General features: G+C 69.7%; 19 protein-coding genes and 1 pseudogene. 5 read left to right on the forward strand and 15 right to left on the reverse strand.

The genetic code is table 11. The features are described from left to right. Positions 1-39: 39 nt before the first annotated feature. Positions 40-1,353, reverse strand: a complete 1,314-nt coding sequence (locus tag JIX56_RS18460) for a transcriptional regulator (protein WP_257542095.1) — start codon at positions 1,351-1,353, stop codon at positions 40-42. A gap of 228 nt (positions 1,354-1,581) precedes the next feature. Here JIX56_RS18460 and JIX56_RS18465 point away from each other — a divergent pair, with 228 nt between their 5' ends. Then, positions 1,582-2,361, forward strand: coding sequence for a DUF4232 domain-containing protein (locus JIX56_RS18465; protein ID WP_257542097.1), 780 nt, complete (start codon positions 1,582-1,584; stop codon positions 2,359-2,361). 61 nt (positions 2,362-2,422) lie between these two features. On the opposite strand, the gene hemB is transcribed toward JIX56_RS18465, so the two are convergent. The 4 genes from hemB to JIX56_RS18485 all read right to left on the reverse strand — a co-directional run bounded on the left by hemB (position 2,423) and on the right by JIX56_RS18485 (position 6,197). After that, positions 2,423-3,415 (reverse strand): porphobilinogen synthase, encoded by a 993-nt coding sequence (gene hemB / locus JIX56_RS18470; protein ID WP_257542099.1) that lies wholly within the window; start codon positions 3,413-3,415, stop codon positions 2,423-2,425. A gap of 212 nt (positions 3,416-3,627) precedes the next feature. Continuing rightward, positions 3,628-4,536 carry a calcium-binding protein gene (locus JIX56_RS18475; protein WP_257542101.1) on the reverse strand — a complete coding sequence of 303 codons (909 nt, stop codon included), beginning with the start codon at positions 4,534-4,536 and terminating at the stop codon, positions 3,628-3,630. Between the two features lie 269 nt (positions 4,537-4,805). Then, complete coding sequence (locus JIX56_RS18480; RefSeq protein ID WP_257542103.1) at positions 4,806-5,159, reverse strand: hypothetical protein; 354 nt, start codon at positions 5,157-5,159, stop codon at positions 4,806-4,808. 36 nt (positions 5,160-5,195) lie between these two features. Then, complete coding sequence (locus JIX56_RS18485) at positions 5,196-6,197, reverse strand: helix-turn-helix domain-containing protein (protein WP_257542105.1); 1,002 nt, start codon at positions 6,195-6,197, stop codon at positions 5,196-5,198. Positions 6,198-6,515: 318 nt separating this feature from the next. On the opposite strand from JIX56_RS18485, the pseudogene JIX56_RS18490 reads away from it, so the two are divergent. Further along, positions 6,516-6,659: pseudogene (locus tag JIX56_RS18490) on the forward strand (helix-turn-helix domain-containing protein); the annotation flags it as partial. A 130-nt stretch (positions 6,660-6,789) separates the two neighbouring features. Here the strand turns inward: JIX56_RS18490 and JIX56_RS18495 are convergent. The 5 genes from JIX56_RS18495 to JIX56_RS18515 form a co-directional block, all read right to left on the reverse strand. Continuing rightward, a complete protein-coding gene (locus JIX56_RS18495) occupies positions 6,790-8,541 on the reverse strand; it encodes a bifunctional uroporphyrinogen-III C-methyltransferase/uroporphyrinogen-III synthase (RefSeq protein ID WP_257542107.1) in 1,752 nt (583 codons plus the stop codon). Continuing rightward, positions 8,538-9,506, reverse strand: coding sequence for a hydroxymethylbilane synthase (hemC, locus tag JIX56_RS18500; protein ID WP_257542109.1), 969 nt, complete (start codon positions 9,504-9,506; stop codon positions 8,538-8,540). Before hemC ends, JIX56_RS18495 begins: the two co-directional genes overlap by 4 nt. Next, positions 9,503-11,245 carry a glutamyl-tRNA reductase gene (locus JIX56_RS18505; protein ID WP_257542111.1) on the reverse strand — a complete coding sequence of 581 codons (1,743 nt, stop codon included), beginning with the start codon at positions 11,243-11,245 and terminating at the stop codon, positions 9,503-9,505. Before JIX56_RS18505 ends, hemC begins: the two co-directional genes overlap by 4 nt. Then, positions 11,242-11,997: a redox-sensing transcriptional repressor Rex gene (locus JIX56_RS18510; RefSeq protein ID WP_257542113.1), complete on the reverse strand. Its 756-nt coding sequence runs from the start codon at positions 11,995-11,997 to the stop codon at positions 11,242-11,244. The genes JIX56_RS18505 and JIX56_RS18510 overlap by 4 nt, the downstream gene beginning before the upstream one ends. A gap of 335 nt (positions 11,998-12,332) precedes the next feature. After that, positions 12,333-12,614, reverse strand: a complete 282-nt coding sequence (locus tag JIX56_RS18515; protein ID WP_257542114.1) for a glutaredoxin family protein — start codon at positions 12,612-12,614, stop codon at positions 12,333-12,335. 197 nt (positions 12,615-12,811) lie between these two features. Here JIX56_RS18515 and JIX56_RS18520 point away from each other — a divergent pair, with 197 nt between their 5' ends. The 3 genes from JIX56_RS18520 (at position 12,812) to JIX56_RS18530 (ending at position 16,420) form a co-directional block, all read left to right on the forward strand. After that, positions 12,812-13,747: an HAD family hydrolase gene (locus JIX56_RS18520; protein WP_257542116.1), complete on the forward strand. Its 936-nt coding sequence runs from the start codon at positions 12,812-12,814 to the stop codon at positions 13,745-13,747. Positions 13,748-14,133: 386 nt separating this feature from the next. Next, entirely contained in the window at positions 14,134-14,910 is a 777-nt protein-coding gene (locus tag JIX56_RS18525) for an ECF subfamily RNA polymerase sigma factor, BldN family (protein WP_257542118.1), read from the forward strand. Between the two features lie 286 nt (positions 14,911-15,196). After that, a complete protein-coding gene (locus tag JIX56_RS18530) occupies positions 15,197-16,420 on the forward strand; it encodes a DUF5667 domain-containing protein (protein WP_257542120.1) in 1,224 nt (407 codons plus the stop codon). An 83-nt stretch (positions 16,421-16,503) separates the two neighbouring features. Here the strand turns inward: JIX56_RS18530 and JIX56_RS18535 are convergent, their stop codons facing one another. The 5 genes from JIX56_RS18535 to JIX56_RS18555 form a co-directional block, all read right to left on the reverse strand. Beyond that, entirely contained in the window at positions 16,504-17,583 is a 1,080-nt protein-coding gene (locus JIX56_RS18535; protein WP_257542122.1) for a lysophospholipid acyltransferase family protein, read from the reverse strand. Between the two features lie 14 nt (positions 17,584-17,597). Next, a complete protein-coding gene (locus JIX56_RS18540) occupies positions 17,598-18,665 on the reverse strand; it encodes an NAD-dependent epimerase/dehydratase family protein (RefSeq protein ID WP_257542123.1) in 1,068 nt (355 codons plus the stop codon). Positions 18,666-18,956: 291 nt separating this feature from the next. Beyond that, on the reverse strand, positions 18,957-19,055 hold the full coding sequence (locus JIX56_RS18545) for a 30S ribosomal protein bS22 (RefSeq protein ID WP_003948845.1): 99 nt from the start codon (positions 19,053-19,055) through the stop codon (positions 18,957-18,959). A 168-nt stretch (positions 19,056-19,223) separates the two neighbouring features. Next, positions 19,224-19,436, reverse strand: a complete 213-nt coding sequence (locus tag JIX56_RS18550; RefSeq protein WP_257542125.1) for a helix-turn-helix domain-containing protein — start codon at positions 19,434-19,436, stop codon at positions 19,224-19,226. Between the two features lie 129 nt (positions 19,437-19,565). Next, positions 19,566-20,381, reverse strand: coding sequence for a phosphatase (locus tag JIX56_RS18555; RefSeq protein ID WP_257542127.1), 816 nt, complete (start codon positions 20,379-20,381; stop codon positions 19,566-19,568). Positions 20,382-20,480: the final 99 nt, after the last annotated feature.

Raw genomic sequence — 20,480 nt, forward strand, 5'->3', positions numbered from 1 at the left:
CAGAGGTGGCCGATTGACGAAAACTCGTCAATTCCTTGATCACCCCTGGTCTTCCAGCGTCGTCCCCTCCAAGACCCACTTCGGCCCACCCAGCGGATACTCGTACGCCGGACGCCCGTTGTTGCCGCTCGTACGGAACGGCAGGCCGTTGTCGTTCACGGTCAGCGTGCCGCTGCGGGAGCCGCTGGACCACTCCAGCTCCAGGTACCAACTGACGTAGTACGCCGAGGCGTCGGCCGTGATGTAGTAGACCTCCGGGTCGGACTCGCTGACGGAGTACGGGAAGTCCTTGCTGCCCGCCTTGGGCTGGACGGCGGGGCGCGCGGCGTCGAGGGCGATCGTGAAGGACCGGGTCGGGACACCGGCCCCGCAGCCGACGCCCGGGTAGCCCATGGCGTAGTCGTTCCAGGCGAGGGGCGACTGCTTGTCGGCCATCCGGACCTTGAGGCTCTTGACGACCACGGTCTCCTCACCGGTCCCCTGCACGGTGAGCGTCAGAAACTGCTTTCCCGACGAGACGGCTCCGACCGACCTCACCCAGGCGTCCGCGTCCTGCTCCAGCGGCGGCGGCGCCACCTCCGCCGGTGGCCGGTCGACCAGATACCGCTGCGAGCAGGGGCTCTCCCAGGTGTACGGCTCCACCTTCACGGACAAGGGCACGGCGGCGGCCGAGGCCTGGCCGCCCCCACCGGGGCTGGTCGGGGTGGTGGCCGAGGCACCTGCCCCCTTGCCGTCACCCTTCTCGCCCTGCTTGCCGCCCTTGCCCTGCTTGCTCGCGGAAACGGAGGGCGAGGCACTGGACGGCGACGCCGAGCCCTCGTCCGCCCGCTCCCCACCGTCGTCCCCGACGGACGCCGCCCCGGCCGGCCGCCCGGCCCCGTCCTCCGCCCCACCGGACGGCAGACTCAGGGCCAGCGTCACCGCACCGAGCACGGCGGCCACGGACAGCCCGGCGACAAGCGCGACCCGAGTACGCCGCCGAGCACGCGGCGGGCCTCCCGGACCACCGGAAAGCTCTTCGCCCTCCACGACCTCCGGGCCAGGTATCTCTTCCGGGGCAGGGCTCTCCTCGTGACCGGGACCCTCCTCCGAACCTACGGAGTCACCCCCTTTGCGGGCCCGAGCCGCATCCGCCAGGACCCACGTCCGGTGCAGCTCGACCAGTTCTTCCGGCGTCGCCCTGCACAGCCGGGCCAGCCGCTCGACGGGCGCGTAGTCCGTCGGTACGGCGTCCCCGTTGCAGTACCGGTGAAGTGTCGACGTACTCATGTGGAGCCGCTTGGCGAGCACTCCGTAACTGAGTCCGGAGCGCTCCTTCAACTCCCGCAACAGCTCGGCAAAGTCAGCCTTCACGTCTCCCACGTCCCGTTCCGCGTTCCAGGGAAGTGTTGTTCCCCCAGGTCAAAGCCGGTGCGAGCGTTCCAGCGTCCCTGATCGTCCGCCGAGTGTGGCGGCTGGGACGGATCACCCCGCAAGCTTTGGTCATCCAAGCACGCCGCTCCCGGCAGTCCGGTCGAGCGGCACGGCTTCGACCACTTGTTCTCAGCCTCTTCAACTGTCTTTGTCCGAAAGGAATCCGTCATGCGCACGTTCCGCATCGCCCGCTCCACCCGAGTCGCCCGCCCGGCCCGTCTGCTCGCCGCGACGGGAGTCGCACTCGCCGCCCTGGCCCTCACGGCGTGCGACAACGGAATGGGCACCCGGGACGAGGGCTCGTCGGGCGGCTCCACCTCGACCTCGCAGAACACCGGCTCCTCGGGCACGACCACCGGCGGCTCCACGACGACCGGCGGCTCCACGACCACCGGCGGCTCCACGACCGACAAGGCCTCTTCAAAGACGAGCACGGGTACTGGCACCGGCACGAACAAGAACTCCACGACCGGCGGGACCAGCGGGACCAGCGGAACCGACGACCCCTTCGACCCCGCCAACCGCGTCACCTGCAACGGCTCCAACACCACCGTCACCGCGCAGCCGGTGTCCCGCCCGCTCAACCACATGCTGATCACCGTCAAGAACACCGGCTCGAAGGTCTGCGACCTCTACTACAACCCCTCGGTCCGGTTCGGCGAAGCCCAGTCCGCGCCGCCCGTGATCGAGGAGTCCCAGCCGCAGGCGGTGGTGACCCTCGCCCCCGGCGAGTCCGGCTACGCGGGCGTCCTCCTGTCGTCCGCCGACGGCAGCGGCGAGAACGGCTTGACGGAGAAAACGGTGACCATCCACTTCCAGGGCCGGGAGTCCGGCAGCGACGGCGGCGCCCCGGCGTCCCCCGCCCTTCCGGCCAAGGGCGTGTACGTCGACAGCTCCGCGGCCGTCACCTACTGGCAGTCGACCGTGGAAGACGCCCTCAAGTACTGACATCAGCGCGCTCGATCGGCCCCCGGCGGGGACACCACCGCCCGGGGCCGCGTCCACTCCCTCAGCGCAGCATCCGAGCCGCCTCGACGGCCCAGTACGTGAGGATGTTCTGCGCCCCCGCCCGCTTGATCCCCGTCAGCGTCTCCAGGATCGCCCGGTCCCGGTCGATCCACCCCTTCTCGGCGGCGGCCTCGACCATCGAGTACTCCCCGGAGATCTGGTACGCGACCACCGGCACATCCACGGCGTCCGCGACCCGCGCCAGGACATCCAGGTAGGGCCCGGCCGGCTTGACCATCACCAGGTCGGCGCCCTCTTCCAGATCGAGGGCGAGCTCCCGCAGGGACTCCCGGACATTCCCCGGATCCTGCTGATAGGTCTTCCGATCGCCCTTCAGCGACGAACCGACGGCCTCACGGAAGGGCCCGTAGAACGCGGACGCGTACTTGGCCGTGTAGGCCAGGATGACGACGTCCTCGCGCCCGATCTGATCAAGAGCATCCCGGACGACCCCGATCTGCCCGTCCATCATCCCGCTGGGCCCGACGACATGCGCACCGGCGTCGGCCTGGACCTGGGCCATCTCGGCGTACCGCTCAAGGGTGGCGTCATTGTCGACGCGCCCCTGATCATCAAGCACTCCACAGTGCCCGTGATCGGTGGTCTCATCGAGACACAGATCGGACATCACGAGCAGCTCGTCCCCGACCTCGGCCCGCACATCGCGGATGGCGACCTGCAGGATCCCGTCCGGATCGGTCCCCGGCGTCCCGACCGCGTCCTTCTTGTCGTCCTCCGGCACCCCGAACAGCATGATCCCGGACACCCCGGCCTCGACGGCCTCCACGGCAGCCTTCTTCAGACTGTCCCGCGTGTGCTGCACGACCCCCGGCATCGCCGCGATCGGCACCGGCTCACTCACACCCTCCCGCACGAACGCGGGCAGGATGAAGTCGGCGGGATGCAGCCGCGTCTCGGCCACCATCCGGCGCAGAACAGGCGTCGTACGAAGCCGGCGGGGCCGCGTACCGGGAAACGATCCGTACTTCGACATACACCTACGCTACGCCCGCGCCACAGCCCCCTTTGCCGACGCCCCGTCGGCCCTGGAGGGGCTGCGCCCCTTCAGGGGCGCGGGGCTGTATCAATATGCGGCTCCGCCGCGTGGGCGCGAGCAACCACGACGCACCCGCACCCGCCGAACGACAAAGCCCCCCGAGCTCAACCACGCTCAGGGGGCCAACGGGGCATAGCCCCTGGACCTACCTACTGCTGAACCTTGTTACGCCCAGGCCCCCCAGAAAGCTTGTCCGTCCCCGCACCCCCGTACAGCACATCGTTCCCGCTGTTGCCCCACAGCTCATCGTTGTCCTGGTCCCCCCACAACGTGTCGTTGCCGTCCTCACCCCACAGCTTGTCGGCGCCCCGCCCACCCCGCAGCGTGTCGTTGCCGTTGCCACCGTTGAGGCTGTCGCGCCCCTGCTTGCCGTGGATGACATCGTTGCCGGATTCGCCGTACATGTTGTTGGTCTCGGCGTCACCGGAGAGGCTGTCGTTGCCGGCCCCGCCGTAGCAGGCCCAGGCGCACGCGGTGATCGTGTCGTGGCCCTTGCCGCCGTACGGGCCCATGCCCCAGCCACCGCCGCCACCATGGAGGCGGTCGTTGCCGTCCTCGCCGTAGAGGACGGCCGAGAGGCTGCTGTCGGTGACGGTGTCGTTGCCGGGACCGCCGTAGACCACCGCGTCCGCGTTGTTGTCGTCGGAGAGCTTCACCGTGTCGTTGCCGTCACGAACGGTGACCCAGTAGCGGGGGCTGTCGTCCGAGCCCAGGGAGGCCGGGGCGACGCACTGGACGATCGTGTGGTCGTCGGCCGAGGGGTACTCGCACCGGTTCCACTCGGCGGAGTTGGCGTCGAACGTGATGTCGTACCGGTCGTCGAAGGTGACGACGTAGTACACCTCGGGCGAACCGCCGGGCTCCGTCTCGTCCACGACCTTGTCGGTGATCGTCAGCTGGTTGTTCTGTCCGGGCGTGGCCTTGTACCAGAGGCCGCCGTCGCGAGTGATGGCACCCGAAGTCGTGGTGGCCGCCTGCGCGGTGGGCACCGCGAGCAGGGCGCCCCCCAGGGCGAGCGCGGCGGTGGCCGTGGCGGCGATGGTCCTGAACGTACGCATGCAGAAGTAACCCTTCGCGAATGCGGAATCGGTGAGGATCAGAGCCGGCGAACAAAAAGCGCCGGTGAGGTCGGCGCCACCGTGGCGGCGGAAGGCGCGCGGGCCATGGAGGCCCAGGGGATCCAAGTAACGGTTGTTGCTTCGGTCACCCATTCAGACAACGCACCCACACGCGAGGTTGTACGGAAACCCGCACCGCCCCCGGGAACTGCCCCGCCGCCCCCCGCAGTTGCCCGTAGGCCCCCAAAATCGCCTGCCCGAAGGTCCACCTACGACGCCGAGTTGGTCTCCCGTCCCTTCGTGCCCTCCCCGTCCATCTCGCCCCTGACGAGCCGCAACGCGGGCTCCGGTGCGAACTCACCGAGGTCGAACGCCGCGTCCCGCCAGTGGGCCGCCAAGTCCAGCAGCCGCTGGGGGTCGTCGGGAACGGGCGGCGGTGCCTGGCAGGGCAGCAGGGGGTACAGGACGGCGACGGCGAACCGGACGGCGTGCATGGCGGCCCCGGCGTGCGGTTCCACTCCTTCCTCAGCGCCCTCCCGCTTCAGCACTTCCAGGCTGGCAGCCGTGTCGAGCAGCGTGTTGTACACCTGCGCATAGGCAGAGTGGATCGTGTGGTCGGCCATGCGGCGCTCCCTGGGAAGTGGGAAGTGCGTGGCGGTTCAGGCCACGCGGACGGTTTCAGGGGATTCAGGGCCCGCCGCCTCGGCGGTACGGCGGTCTCGGGCGGCTCGGCAGTCACGGCACCAGGCGCCCGGCTCCGGGGCCCGGAAGGCACGATTGCAGCCGCCCTCGCAGTCGACCATGGGGAGCGGCCAGGTATCCGAAGGCGGGGCCTCGGGAACCCCAAGGCCCTCCGGCGGGAGCGCCAGTGGTGGTGGCGGTGGCAGCAGTTCCCGCAGCCGGTAGGCAAGGAATCGGGCCGGACTCTTGAGGAGCGCGGGTACATCGGCCGTCATGGCATGGTGCACCGCCGTTCTGCTGGCGCCGTTGTCGAACCAGGCGACGACAGCCGGAGTGAGGCGTCGCACGTCCCGCTGAGAAAGCGTGAACCGGTCGTCGCTACGACGCAGCCCCACAAGGAAGGCGACAGCCTTGTCGTGGTGCTCACTGGCGGGCGGCTCGGTTTCGGCGGGCGGGGGTGTGGGCGCCACCGGCTCCCCGAGCCCGGAGGCGTCTTCCACAACCGCCGGGACGGGAACGACCGGGGCGGCGGGCTCGACGGAAACGGCAGGGACCGCGGGAGCATCCGCCGCTACCGGAACCCGCCCGTCCGCCGCCTCCTCACGGGCTCGCGTGAGCGCGGGAGCGTTGTACACGTACGTACGCGTGACCACACGCCCACCGTCAACCCGCTCGCGCACCCGTTCCACGTAGCCGTGCGCCTCCAACTCCCGCAGAGCGAAGGCGATCCGGTCCCGGCCCTCGGGAAACCGCTCGGCGAGCGTACGAATGTCGGCGGAGGCTCCCTGGGGCAACGAGAGAATGTGGGTGCCGAGCCCGATCGCGGTCAGCGACAACTCGGGGTGCTGGGCGAGGTGATTGCCGATGATCGTGAACCTGTCGGGCTGGAACTCCCTGACGTGGGTGACCCCGGAACGGGTGGCGCTTCGCGGAACACGGGAATGCGGGCGCGTGGCGCCGCTAGGCTTCGTCTCAGCCATGGGGGAAGACTTGTCCTCTTCCTCGGATGGTCAGGCCCTCGCACTGGGATTGCAGTCCCGGCGGGGGCCGTCGCATATCTGCGGTTGTCTGCGGCGAGCCTGCACGCCCAAACCTCCCCCGCGCCAGCCGAGTTAGGCGGATTCACTCCAGCGAGTGACAAACGCGGGGTTTGGTTGGTTTGGAGGGTTCTTCCCCAAGAGTTCTTTCTTCTTCACCTCCCGCCACCCCGACACACGCCCTACCGGACCCCGCGTTTCCGGGCTCCGGCGCGAGGCGCATCGCTCAGCCGAGGAACCAACGGGGCCAGTACGGCGGTCCTGTTCGGCGAGGTGCTACGGCACTTCAGGGAGGCCGCGCTGCTGACACAGGAGGCGCTGGCAAGGGAGATCCCCTGCGACCGGTCGCAGGTGGCGAAGGTCGAGGCGGGGACGAGGCGTCCGCACGAGAGCTTCGCGAAGAAGTGACCGCTCAGCCTGGCGGAGCCTCATCGCCGCCCTACCGACACTCCCGTAACCCCACCGACGAAGAACGGCGCGAGGTCTCACGAACACCTCACGCCGTTCCCGCACCTCAGGTCGTAGACCGCCGCCCTCAGGTCGTAGACCGCCGCCGCCGCGCCCCCGGCCGCCGCTCACTGGGCCGAGTGACAGGATCCCCCGCCTCAACCGCAGCCGCTCTCCGCCGCACCCCGAAGTCCGCCAACGCCTCGGCCAACTTGTGCACGGACGGCTCAGGAGCCATCACATCCACCCGAAGCCCATGCTCCTCGGCCGTCTTGGCCGTAGCGGGCCCGATACAGGCGATCACCGTCACGTTGTGCGGCTTCCCGGCGATACCCACCAGATTCCGCACGGTGGAGGACGACGTGAAGAGAACGGCGTCGAACCCACCCCCCTTGATCGCCTCCCGGGTCTCGGCCGGCGGCGGCGACGCACGCACGGTCCGGTAGGCCGTGACGTCGTCGACCTCCCACCCGAGCTCGATCAGCCCGGCGACCAGCGTCTCGGTCGCGATGTCGGCGCGCGGCAGAAAGACACGATCAATCGGATCGAACACGGGGTCGTACGGCGGCCAGTCCTCCAGCAACCCAGCCGCGGACTGCTCCCCACTCGGCACCAGATCCGGCTTCACACCGAAGGCGATGAGCGCCTTGGCGGTCTGCTCCCCCACCGCCGCGACCTTGATCCCGGCGAAGGCGCGCGCATCGAGCCCGTACTCCTCGAACTTCTCCCGCACGGCCTTGACCGCGTTCACCGACGTGAAGGCGATCCACTCATAACGGCCCGTCACGAGCCCCTTGACCGCCCGCTCCATCTGCTGCGGCGTCCGCGGCGGCTCGACCGCGATCGTCGGCACCTCGTGCGGTACGGCCCCGTACGAGCGCAGTTGGTCGGAGAGCGAGGCGGCCTGCTCCTTCGTACGCGGTACGAGGACCCGCCACCCGAACAGGGGCTTGTTCTCGAACCACGACAGCTGGTCGCGCTGGGCCGCGGCGGAACGCTCACCGACCACGGCTATCACCGGCCGCCCGCCCTCGGGCGAGGGCAGCACCTTGGCCTGCTTCAGGGTCTGCGCGATCGTGCCGAGCGTCGCGGACCAGGTCCGCTGCCGGGTCGTCGTACCGGCGACGGTGACGGTCAGCGGCGTATCGGGCTTACGGCCGGCGGCGACCAGCTCACCCGCCGCCGCGGCCGCGGTCTCCAGCGTCGCCGAGACGACGACCGTCCCGTCGGACGCCCCGACCTCCGCCCAGCACCGCTCGGAGGCCGTGCGCGCGTCGACGAACCGCACATCGGCGCCCTGCGCGTCCCGCAGCGGCACACCGGCGTACGCGGGCACGCCCACGGCCGTCGCCACCCCGGGCACCACCTCGAACGGCACGCCCGCGGCGGCGCACGCCAGCATCTCCTCGGTGGCGTACGTGTCGAGCCCGGGGTCCCCGGAGACCGCACGCACGACCCGCTTGCCGCCCCGCGCGGCCTCCATGACAAGATGTGCGGCATCCCGCACAGCGGGTGCACCAACGGTTGTTGACGTGCCGTCAACAACCGTCAGCTGAGGCGTGCCTGTGCCCGAGAACGTATCCGCTGAAGTAGCCGCGGAAGAGGCAGAGGACGCCGCAGTCAGTGCCGACGGCGGGCTCGAATCGGTGTCCAGTAGGGCGACGCCGGCGCGGGCGTGCGTACGCACCACGTCGAGCACGTCGTGCTCGGCGATGAGAACGTCCGCGTTCGCCAGCGCCTCGACGGCGCGCAATGTCAGTAGTCCCGGATCCCCGGGTCCGGCACCGAGGAAGGTGACGTGACCGTGGTCCGGACCGGCGGGAAGGGTGGTGGGGCTCAATGTGCTCGCTCCCCCATCAGACCGGCCGCGCCCTTAGCGAGCATCTCGGCGGCGAGTTCACGGCCGAGCGCCATTGCTTGGTCGTACGTCTCGGGCACGGGACCGGTGGTGGACAGCTGCACCAGCGTCGAGCCGTCGGTCGTGCCGACGACGCCGCGCAGGCGCATCTCCTTGACAATCTGCCCGTCGGCCAGCAGGTCGGCGAACGCACCCACAGGTGCGCTGCAACCGGCCTCCAGGGCGGCGAGCAGGGACCGCTCGGCGGTCACGGCGCCCCGTGTGTACGGGTCGTCGAGCTCGGCGAGCGCGGCGATCAGCTCCGCGTTGTCCGCGGTGCATTCGATCGCCAGTGCCCCCTGGCCGGGGGCGGGCAAAACGGTGTCGACCGAAAGGAAATCGGTCACTTCATCTATCCGCCCGATCCGGTTCAGTCCGGCGGCGGCCAGAACGACGGCGTCCAGCTCACCCTTCCGTACGTATCCGATCCGGGTGTCTACGTTCCCGCGGATCGGCACCGTCTCGATCGTGAGCCCGTGGCTGCGCGCGTACGCGTTCAGCTGGGCCATCCGCCGCGGCGAACCCGTACCGACGCGCGCGCCCTCGGGGAGCTGCTCGAAGGTCAGTCCGTCCCGGGCGACCAGCGCGTCCCGCGCGTCCTCGCGCACCGGCACGGCGGCCAGCGCCAGGACGTCGGGCTGCCCGGTGGGCAGGTCCTTGAGGGAGTGCACGGCGAAGTCGACCTCGCCGCGCAGCAGCGCCTCGCGCAGCGCGGTGACGAACACGCCCGTGCCGCCGATCTGCGCCAACTGCTCGCGGGAGACATCGCCGTACGTCGTGATCTCCACGAGTTCGACGGGCCGTCCGGTCAGCCGGCGGACCTTGTCCGCCACCTGCCCGGACTGGGCCAGGGCGAGTTTGCTTCGCCTCGTCCCGAGCCTCAGGGCCCTGTTTTGCGGCTCACTCATGATCGCCCTCGGTTCTCGGCGTCGTTCTCTGAAGTCCTGCTGTCTTCGGCCCGGGACACGGCGGCGACCGTCTCCTGGTCCAGGTCGAACAGGGTGCGCAGCGCGTCCGCGTACCCGGCGCCGCCGGGCTCGGCCGCGAGCTGCTTGACCCGTACGGTCGGTGCGTGCAGCAGCTTGTCGACGACGCGCCGCACGGTCTGGGTGATCTCGCCGCGGTGCTTGTCGTCGAGGGCCGGCAGCCGGCCCTCCAGGCGGGCGATCTCGCTCGCGACGACATCGGCGGCCATGGCGCGCAGCGCCACGACGGTGGGTGTGATGTGCGCGGCCCGCTGAGCGGCGCCGAAGGCGGCCACCTCGTCGGAAACGATCCTTCGCACCATGTCGACGTCGGACGCCATCGGCGCGTCCGCGGAGACCTCGGCGAGCGACTCGATGTCGACCAGCCGCACCCCGGCCAGCCGGTGCGCGGCCGCGTCGATGTCCCGGGGCATCGCCAGGTCCAGCAGCGCCAGCACGGGCGCGGGCCGGGGCACCTCGACGACCGGCTCGGGCCTGCGCAGCTCGGGGATCCGCCCGGTGACGGCCACGGCCGCGACGAGCGCGGCGATCAGCTCGGCGTCGGCCACCGGCGTACGCAGGGCCTCGCGCTCCGGCGTACGGCGGCTCGCGCGCCGGTCCACGGTCGCGTTGTCGACCCAGGCCGCGTGCTGCTCCAGCGTGGCCGCGTCCATCCCGGCCACGGCGGCCTCCCCGAGCACGGAGAAGCCACCGCCCTGTACGGCGGGCAGATCGAGGGGGCAGTCGTCGTCGCTGCCGATGGAGGTCGGCGGCAGGGCCGTCCCCCCCTCGGCACGTGTGCCCGTACGGCTCTCCGGCCCGGCGGGGGCCCCCTGGGGCACCCGGCCCTCGACCGCCGCCGCGACCATCTCGGCGGTCAGGACCAGGCCCGTCGCACCGGTACAGGAGACGGCGACATCGGCACGTGTCAGCTCGGCCGGCACCGAATCCATCGGTACCGCGCGGGCCACCACGTCCGTTTCGCCCGTCTCCATGAGGATCTGAGCGAGGCGCTCGGCCCGGTCGTACGTCCGGTTGGCGATCACGATCTCGCCCACGCCCGCGCGCGCGAGCGTCGCGGCGGCCAGCGAGGACATCGACCCGGCGCCGATCACGACGGCCCGCTTGCCCCGGGCCCAGCTCTCGACGTCCGCACCTGCGGTGAACTGCTCCAGACCGAAGGTCACCAGCGACTGCCCGGCCCGGTCGATCCCGGTCTCGGAGTGCGCCCGCTTACCGACCCTCAGGCCCTGCTGGAACAGGTCGTTCAGCAGCCGCCCGGCGGTGTGCAGCTCCTGCGCGCGGGCCAGCGAGTCCTTGATCTGCCCGAGGATCTGCCCCTCGCCGACGACCATGGAGTCGAGCCCGCAGGCCACGGAGAACAGGTGGTGGACGGCCCGGTCCTCGTAGTGCACGTAGAGATAGGGGGTCAGCTCGTCGAGCCCCACCCCGCTGTGCTGGGCGAGCAGCGTCGACAGCTCGGCGACACCCGCGTGGAACTTGTCCACGTCCGCGTACAGCTCGATGCGGTTGCAGGTGGCGAGGACGGCGGCCTCGGCGGCCGGCTCGGCGGCGACCGTGTCCTGAAGCAACTTGATCTGCGCGTCCAGGGACAGCGCGGCCCGCTCCAGCACACTCACCGGAGCGCTGCGGTGACTCAGCCCGACGACCAGAAGACTCATGCCGGCATCACGGCGGGGACATCCCCGTCGGGCCCTTTCCCGGACTCCTTGGGAGCCAGCGCCACGGCCGCGGACTCGGCCGCGGCCTCCTCCCCGGCCTTGCGCTGCTCGTGGAAGGCGAGGATCTGCAGCTCGATCGAGAGATCCACCTTGCGCACATCGACACCGTCCGGCACGGAGAGAACGGTGGGCGCGAAGTTCAGAATGGACGTCACCCCGGCGGCGACCAGCCGGTCGCACACCTGCTGGGCGGCACCGGCGGGAGTGGCGATCACGCCGATGGACACGCCGTTGTCGTCGATGATCTTTTCCAGCTCGTCCGTGTGCTGCACCGGAATACCCGCGACCGGCTTCCCCGCCATCGCCGGATCGGCGTCTATCAGCGCGGCGACCCGGAATCCACGGGAGGCGAACCCGCCGTAATTGGCGAGCGCGGCGCCGAGGTTACCGATACCGACGATCACGACCGGCCAGTCCTGGGTCAGCCCCAGCTCACGCGAGATCTGATAGACGAGATACTCGACGTCGTACCCCACACCACGTGTTCCATAGGAGCCCAGGTACGAGAAGTCCTTGCGCAGCTTCGCGGAGTTGACCCCCGCGGCGGCCGCCAGTTCCTCGGATGAAACGGTGGGTACCGAGCGCTCCGACAGCGCGGTCAGGGCACGGAGGTACAGCGGAAGCCTGGCGACGGTGGCCTCGGGAATCCCTCGGCTACGGGTCGCCGGTCGGTGAGTTCGGCCAGTTGCCACGGTGCTCCTGCGGGTAGAGCGGGGCTGCGGGCGGTCGTGCGTCCCCAGACCGCCCCGTCGACAGCAGGCTATGTCTTTGTGAACGCGTGCACAAAGATGGTGTCCGATTTGCCCGGCCAACGTGACCGGGGTCACGCACACTCGACGCACACGTATGGAACCGGCGCACACATGCCTTCGTTCCACATCAGACGCCTTGCTCGACGGGGGCAAAACCGCACACTCTCCTCACGAATCCCGCCCCCGAGACCAACCAGCCCACCGATCCTAAGCGACCTTTGGGACCACTTGGACTGCTTGGTCAGGTCACATCTCGGGTCACATCCAGGAGAGGGCTAGGAGAGGGCTTTGCGCAGCCGCTCCTCGTTCACCCGCCAGAAGGTGTGCTGGGCGCCGTCCACCAGCACCACGGGGATCTGCTCCCAGTACTGCCGGTGGAGTTCGGCGTCCTCGGTGATGTCCTTCTTCTCCCAGGGAACGCCCAGCTCACCGCAGACCTTCTCGATCACCGCCTGCGCGTCGTCACACAGATGGCACCCGGGCTTTCCGATCAGTGTGACGAGCCGCTCACGGGAATTCCTCGGCGTCCGCCGAAACATGGCACTCATGCCGGCCATTGTCACTCCGCACCGGATACGCACACCTCATCCTCACCACGAAGCGCACTACCTGCCCTTTTCCCGACCGATTCCTCCCTGCCCCACACGCCGACACGCCGCCGGGACGACTCCTTTAACGACACGGTCGCGGAGAGTTCACAACCTGCAAACCTCTCCACTCCGGAAGTACCGAACAGACTGGCTATGCTCACGACATGGCCGCTCTCGGATGGCTCACTCCCCGTAGGCGCTCCGCCACGGCGCGGAGCGTTTTGGCAGGCGAGGCCTCTGCGGAGGCAGCGCGCAAGTCCTCCCAGGAGCTGGAGGACATCTCCCCCGCGCCCGACGCCGTCCAGGAACCGGAATTCCCGGTCCTCGGCGACGACAAGGCCGCCGCCTTCTTCGATCTCGACAACACCGTCATGCAGGGCGCCTCGCTCTTCCACTTCGGCCGGGGCCTGTACAAACGGAAGTTCTTCGAGACCCGCGACCTCGCCCGGTTCGCCTGGCAGCAGGCATGGTTCCGGCTGGCGGGGTCGGAGGACCCCGAGCACATGCAGGACGCCCGGGACTCCGCCCTCTCCATCGTCAAGGGCCATCGCGTCGCCGAGCTGACGATCATCGGCGAGGAGATCTACGACGAGTACATGGCCGAGCGCATCTGGCCGGGCACCCGCGCCCTGGCCCAGGCCCACCTCGACGCCGGCCAGAAGGTGTGGCTCGTCACGGCCGCGCCCGTGGAGATCGCCCAGGTGATCGCCCGCCGCCTCGGCCTGACCGGCGCGCTGGGCACAGTGGCCGAGTCCGTCGACGGTGTGTACACGGGCAAGCTGGTCGGCGAGCCGCTGCACGGCCCCGCGAAGGCCGAGGCCGTACGCGCCCTGGCCGCGGCGGAGGGCCTCGACCTCTCCCGCTGCGCCGCGTACAGCGACTCCCACAACGACATCCCGATGCTCTCGCTCGTGGGCCATCCGTACGCCATCAACCCCGACTCCAAACTCCGCAAGCACGCCCGCGACATGGACTGGCGTCTGCGCGACTACCGCACCGCCCGCAAGGCCGCCAAGGTCGGCCTCCCCGCCGCGGCCGGCGTGGGCGCGGTGGCCGGCGGCACGGCAGCCGCGATCGCCCTGCACCGGCGCCGCCGCTGAACTGAACTGTCTGTCGCTTTTCGAACGCCGGAGGGGCTGGGAAACCAGCCCCTCCGGCGTTCGCGCGTCCGGCCCCGCCGCCCCGCATTCCAGCCGTCCTACCCCCACTCCGCCCCCCTCAGTCCCGCCATCCGCACCCGACCACAACACGCCCCGCACCCAGACGGAACACGAACCCAATCGATCAACAACCGATCACCGACCGGTACTTGAGCAGCCGCCAATAGGTAACAGAAGCGACGTAATCGATGATTTGAGCAACTGGGTGTAGCAGTGCCTGCACGAAGCGTTATTCTCCTCAAACGCAATTCGGTACCCCCTCCGTCGCTACGACGGGTGAACGGTCCCGTACTGCACGTGATGGAAGCTCTGCCTCTGGGAGTCCCGTGTACCCACACGTCGGGGTTGACGCCTCGGGCCTGGCTACGCTGCGCGCGACGGTCAACCACCTGTTGCGCGGCTTCGTCCCCACCGCGTACGCCGTCCCCGCCCTCGCCACCTCCGCCGCGCCCGTCGGCCCGTGCTACGCACTGGCCGACGGCAGCGCGGCGGTGGGCAGACGAGGCCGTTCGGGATCCACCGCCACGACCACCCGCCGTCCAGCCGCGGACAGCGACAGCGCCCGCATGATGGACCTCGTCGAACGCGCCCAGTCCGGCGAGGCCGACGCGTTCGGTCGCCTGTACGACCAGTACAGCGACACCGTCTACCGCTACATCTACTACCGCGTCGGCGGCAAGGCGACCGCCGAGGACCTCACCAGTGAGACGTTCCTGCGCGCCCTGCGCCGCATCGGCACATTCACCTGGCAGGGCCGCGACTTCGGCGCCTGGCTGGTCACCATCGCCCGCAACCTGGTGGCCGACCACTTCAAGTCCAGCCGCTTCCGCCTCGAGGTCACCACCGGCGAGATGCTCGACGCCAACGAGGTCGAGCGCTCCCCCGAGGACTCCGTCCTGGAGTCCCTCTCCAACGCCGCCCTCCTGGAGGCCGTACGCCGCCTCAACCCCCAGCAGCAGGAGTGCGTCACCCTCCGGTTCCTCCAGGGCCTCTCCGTCGCCGAGACCGCCCGCGTCATGGGCAAGAACGAGGGCGCGATCAAGACCCTCCAGTACCGCGCGGTCCGCACCCTCGCCCGCCTCCTCCCGGACGACGCCCGCTGAACCCCGCCGACCGGGACGACCACCACTGAGTGACACCGCGCCGAGCGCGCCGTTCGCACACGCTCCGCGATCCTCAACTCACCATCCGTCGAAGTCCGTTGACTTCCTCGCCCGATCATCCGCCGTCCGTAACCCATGTGCCACGCCGCTCGTTGTGCGGGATACAGGCTCCCTGTGGTCGCGCCCTGACCGACACCGATCACTCGATCGGGTGGATCGGTCGGGGACGTGCAACCCTCAGGACCCCCTGGGGAGTCGACCGTCATGACGAGAGGAGGTGCCGCCAGTGATCGCGAACGTATCGGCGCACCGGCGGGCGAACGCCTTCGCCCAGGCCCTGGAGGAGCTGTCCGACCGGGGCACGGCGGCCGAGCAGCCCGAGGGATCGGCACCGGCCCGGGCAGCGGAACAGACCGAGCAGGGCCGCATGCTGGCCCTCACGACCGGTCTCGACGAGCTGCCCAAGCCAGTGCTCGACCCCGAGGTCAAGGTCGTCCATCGCGCCCAACTGGTGGCCGCGATGGAAGCCATGCTGCGGGACGGCACACTGCCGGGGCGCGAGGCGTCGGACCCTTCGGTGCCCGAGCAGCGATCGGGCAAGGCGCGAGGCGCGCACCGGGCAAGCCGGCTGGGGAAGTTGCGACCACGGTCCCGCCTGACGAAGGGTCTCGCCGCGGGCGGGCTCAGCGTCGGTGTGGCCGCGAGCGCCTTCGGCGGTGTGGCCGCCGCCAGCTCGGACGCCCTGCCCGGTGACTCGCTCTACGGCCTCAAGCGCGGCATCGAGGACGTGAAACTCACCCTGGCCGACGACAGCGACGACCGCGGCCGGCTCTACCTGGACCAGGCGTCCACCCGGCTCAGCGAGGCCCGTCGCCTCATGGAACGCGACCGCGGCGGACACCTCGACCACGAGTCCCTCGGCGAGATCCGCCGCGCCCTCACCGGTATGCGGCACGACGCCTCCGAGGGCCACCGCCTGCTCCACGAGGCCTTCGAGCGGGACCCGGACTCCCTGGGCCCCATCCAGGCTCTCTCAGCCTTCTCCCAGTCCCACCGAGAGGCCTGGGGCACGCTCCGCGACCGGCTGCCCGTGCAGCTCGGGGACGTGAGTCAGGAGGTCTCGTCGGTCTTCGACGCCATAGACGAAGAGGTCGCTCCGCACTCCTCGCTGCTGCCGCGGCCGCCCGCCCAGGGCGGCGACGACAAGCAGCGCTCCACGGACTCCGGCACCCCCGGCTCCACGGACTCCGGCCGCCCGGCCCCGAGCGCCCCCGGAGGCTCCGCAAGCGGCAGCCAGGACACCACCGGCAAGCCCAAGCCGTCCACCTCGGACAGCGGCGGCGAAGGCCTCGTCGGCGGCACCACCGGCGGCCTCCTCGACCCACCCCAGGACGACACCACCAGCACGTCCCCGTCCACCGACAAGTCCACCCCGGCCGAAGAGCCCGACGTCACCCTTCCCCCCCTCCTCCCGGGCCTCCTGCCCGGCCTGGGCATCGACGGCAACTAGCCCCGTACGACGGTGGGGGCGCCCTTCTCAGGAAGGGCGCCCCCATTCATGCGTAGCTGCGGGCAGTCGTGTCGACCGACCCCTCAGAAGAACACCGACCGCCGCTCCACCAGCAACTTGTACAGCGTGTGCTGGATCTGCTCCCGCACCTGGTCCGTCAGGTTGAACATCAGCATCGGATCCTCGGCGGCCTCCGGCGGATAGCCGTCCGTGGGGATCGGCTCGCCGAACTGGATCGTCCACTTCGTCGGCAGCGGCACCGCGCCCAGCGGACCGAGCCACGGGAACGTCGGTGTGATCGGGAAGTACGGGAAGCCGAGGAGCCGGGCGATCGTCTTCGAGCTCCCGATCATCGGGTAGATCTCCTCCGCGCCGACGATCGAGCACGGAATGATCGGCGTGCCGGCGCGCAGCGCGGTGGAGACGAAGCCGCCCCGGCCGAAGCGCTGCAGCTTGTAGCGCTCCCCGAAGGGCTTGCCGAGGCCCTTGAAGCCCTCCGGCATGACCCCGACCAGCTCGCCCTGCTGGAGCAGCTGTGAGGCGTCCTCCGCGCACGCGAGGGTGTGCCCCAGCTTGCGGGCCAGTTCGTTCACCACCGGCAGCATGAAGACCAGGTCCGCCGCGAGCAGCCGCAGATGGCGCCCGGTGGGGTGGTTGTCGTGGACGGCGACCTGCATCATCAGGCCGTCCATCGGCAGGGTCCCGGAATGGTTGGCGACGATCAGGGCACCGCCGTCCGTCGGGATGTTCTCGATGCCCTTCACCTCGACCCGGAAGTACTTCTCGTACACCGGCCGCAGCAGCGACATCAGCACCTGGTCGGTGAGCTCGGCGTCGTAGCCGAAGTCGTCGACCTCGTAGTCACCGGTGAGCCGCTTGCGCAGGAAGGCGAGACCGCCCGCGATCCGTCGCTCCAGCGCGCCGCCGTCCTGTGCCTCGGCGGCCTCCTGGGGCGGCTCCGGCTTCTCCCGTGTCACAGGGACATCATCGGTGCTGGTCGGCCGTCCGGGGAGGGCCTGGACCTCGCCGGATTCACGGGCGTCGCGTACGACCGCCGACTCACCCTTGCGCCGGCTCCCCGTGCTCCGGCGGCGCGGCGGGCGCTGCACGGCGCCCCCGCGCGTCCGGTCGTCGTCGAACGGAATGACCTTGGCATCCGCCATCGTTGATGCGCTCCTCAGTTGGCGCTCTGCGTCGGGGGGTGGCCACCGCCCAGTGCGGGCACGGGCAGTGCGGCGAGGCGGTCGATGGCCCCAGCGAGGGTCTCCGGGGGCAGGAGCCCCGGCCCCCGGCTGCGCGCGAAGTCCGCGAAGGTCTCCGCGGTCGTGTACTTGGCCCGGTAGCCCAGCGTCTCGCGCATCTGCTTCGTGGACACGACCCGTCCGTGGGTCAGCAGCCGCAGCTGCTCCGGCGAGAAGTCCGTCACTCCCAGGGTACGGACCATCGAGCCGAACCAGCTGACGGCCGGCATCAGCAGCGGCACGGTCGGCCGGCCCAGGCGCCGCGCGCACTGCGAGAGCAGCAGGACGCCGTCACCGGCGATGTTGAACGTGCCGCTGTTGAGCGTGCCGCGCACGGGGTCGTGCGAGGCGATCCGCAGCACCTCGATGACATCGTCCTCGTGCACGAACTGCAGCCGCGGGTCGTAGCCCAGCACGGTCGGCAGCACCGGCAGCGAGAAGTACGAGGCGAGCGGCGAATCGGCGCTCGGCCCGAGGATGTTCGCGAACCGCAGCACGCACACGGCCACATCGGGCCGCCGCCGGGCGAATCCGCGGACGTACCCCTCGACCTCGACGGTGTCCTTGGCGAAGCCGCCGCTGGGCAGCGACTTGGGCGGCGTGGTCTCGGTGAACACGGCCGGGTCGCGCGGCGCGGACCCGTACACGTTCGTACTGGACTTCACGACCAGCCGCTTGATCGACGGGGACTTCTGGCAGGCACCGAGCAGCTGCATGGTGCCGATGACGTTGGTCTCCTTCAGCGTGGCCCGGCCCCCACTGCCCAGCGGGGTGCCCGTGACGTCCATGTGCACCACGGTGTCCACGTTGTGCTCGGCCAGCACACGGGCTATGGCGGGCTGGCGGATGTCGGCCTGCACGAAGTCCGCGCCGCCCAGGTGATGTCCCGGCGGCACCGCGTCCACGGCGATGACCCGGTCGACCTGCGGGTCACGCTGGATCCGTCGCACGAACCGGCCCCCCAGCTGACGGGCCACCCCGGTCACGAGCACGACCTTCCCCAAGATCAGCGCCTTCCTTCCAGACGTCGGCTCACATAGGCATAACGCTCACATAGGCATAACTCTGCTCGTACTCTGCCGCGTTCCCCGTGTGCGGCCACGTTAGCGGGTCGATGTTGCGCTGTGATGACTGCGACTCCGTCAATGACCGGGAAAAACACTGTGGCCTCCCACCGCATTCGGTGGGAGGCCACAGCAACGCGCTCTCAACAGCGCTCGCGCAAGAAAGTAAGGCGTACGGCCCCCGTACGCGACGGGGGCCGGCCAGGACCCCGATTCCGGGGCCGGACCGCCTTACTTCTTGTTGCGACGCTGAACGCGGGTGCGCTTGAGCAGCTTGCGGTGCTTCTTCTTAGCCATCCGCTTGCGCCGCTTCTTGATAACAGAGCCCACGACTACCCTCGCTCACTTCTCATCACTCGGTGTTTGGGCGCCATGGGCCCATACGACCTACGAGGGGTCAGCCTACCCGTCCGAGCGCTGAGGTCGTAATCGAGGGGGAGCCGAGGGGCTCCCGGAGGTCCCACGGGACCTCCGGGAGCCCCTCGGCCCCGATGGCCGTCAGGCCGTCTCCACCCCCACATAGCTCTCGCGGAGGTACTCGTGAACCGCTTGCTCCGGCACCCGGAAGGACCTGCCCACCCGAATCGCCGGCAGATGACCGCTGTGCACCAATCGGTACACGGTCATCTTCGACACTCGCATCACCGAGGCGACTTCCGCCACGGTCAGGAACGCGACCTCGTTCAGAGGCCTCTCGCCAGCTGCAGCCATGACACACCTGAACCTTCCGCACTCGACGGCCACCGGCTTCCCCTTCCGGTGACTCTTCGTCGTTGCGTGCTCACTCCCCAATGTAGGGGCGGGTGATGCGAGTGGGGAAGAGGGGATGCCATCGGCGGCCTACTGTGACAGACACGCCCGATTGAGTACGTAGCGGGTCAGCGGTCGGTAGTAATCAGACCGCACACCGTCATCAAGTGGAACGACGACGGACACCCGCCCCTCCGCCTCCCCCACGAAGGGCGCCGGATCGTCCGTATCGGCCAGCCCGATCGCCTCGAACCCCAGCTGACCTGCTCCGCAGACCCACCCGTGGTCCCCCACCACCAGTTCCGGGAGCGGTCCGCCGCGCTCCGCGGCGGCCGCCAGAACCGTCCGAACCGGCAGCGGAGAATGCGTGTGCACGCCGGTCGCACAACTGGGGCGCAACGCGGTCGCCTCGCGTACGAGGGCGACTCCGCGTGCGTAGTCAAGGTTGTACGTGCGTAGACCGAACCGGGTCGTTATGTCGACACGTCTACCCACCGCAGGGGTGAGAACCTCACACCCCGCCGCCGACATCGCGTCCGCCAACGCGCCGTAGAAGCCGATCAGCCGATGCGGATGCCCTGTTCCGAAGAGCACCGCTCCGCCACGTTGAGCTACCGCCCCGACCCGCTCGGCGAACCGGTCCAGCGCCCTCATCGTCCGCTCGGGATCAATCACATCCTGCCCGGACGTACATCCAGGATCGGCCGAAACCCCACACTTCTCCGCCATCAATCCGAGCACATCCCGCTGCCCCCAGGGCAATTCCGGATCAATTCCGATCAAAACCCGAGGATCCCGAGCAGCGAACAACCGATAACTCCGCAGACTCACCTCCCGAGAGGTGGCAACCCGCCCAGCAAGCCCAACAGCCACCAGGTACTCCCGCAGAGCCCCAACACTCAACACCCCCCGATGCTGACGCACCGACCACGCCACCCGCCCCAAAACCCCTAGTCACACCACACAGTTGGCCTAACGCAGACGCGCCCCGTCTTTTAGGGGCGC

Source organism: Streptomyces sp. CA-210063 (assembly GCF_024612015.1).
GTDB lineage: Bacteria > Actinomycetota > Actinomycetes > Streptomycetales > Streptomycetaceae > Streptomyces.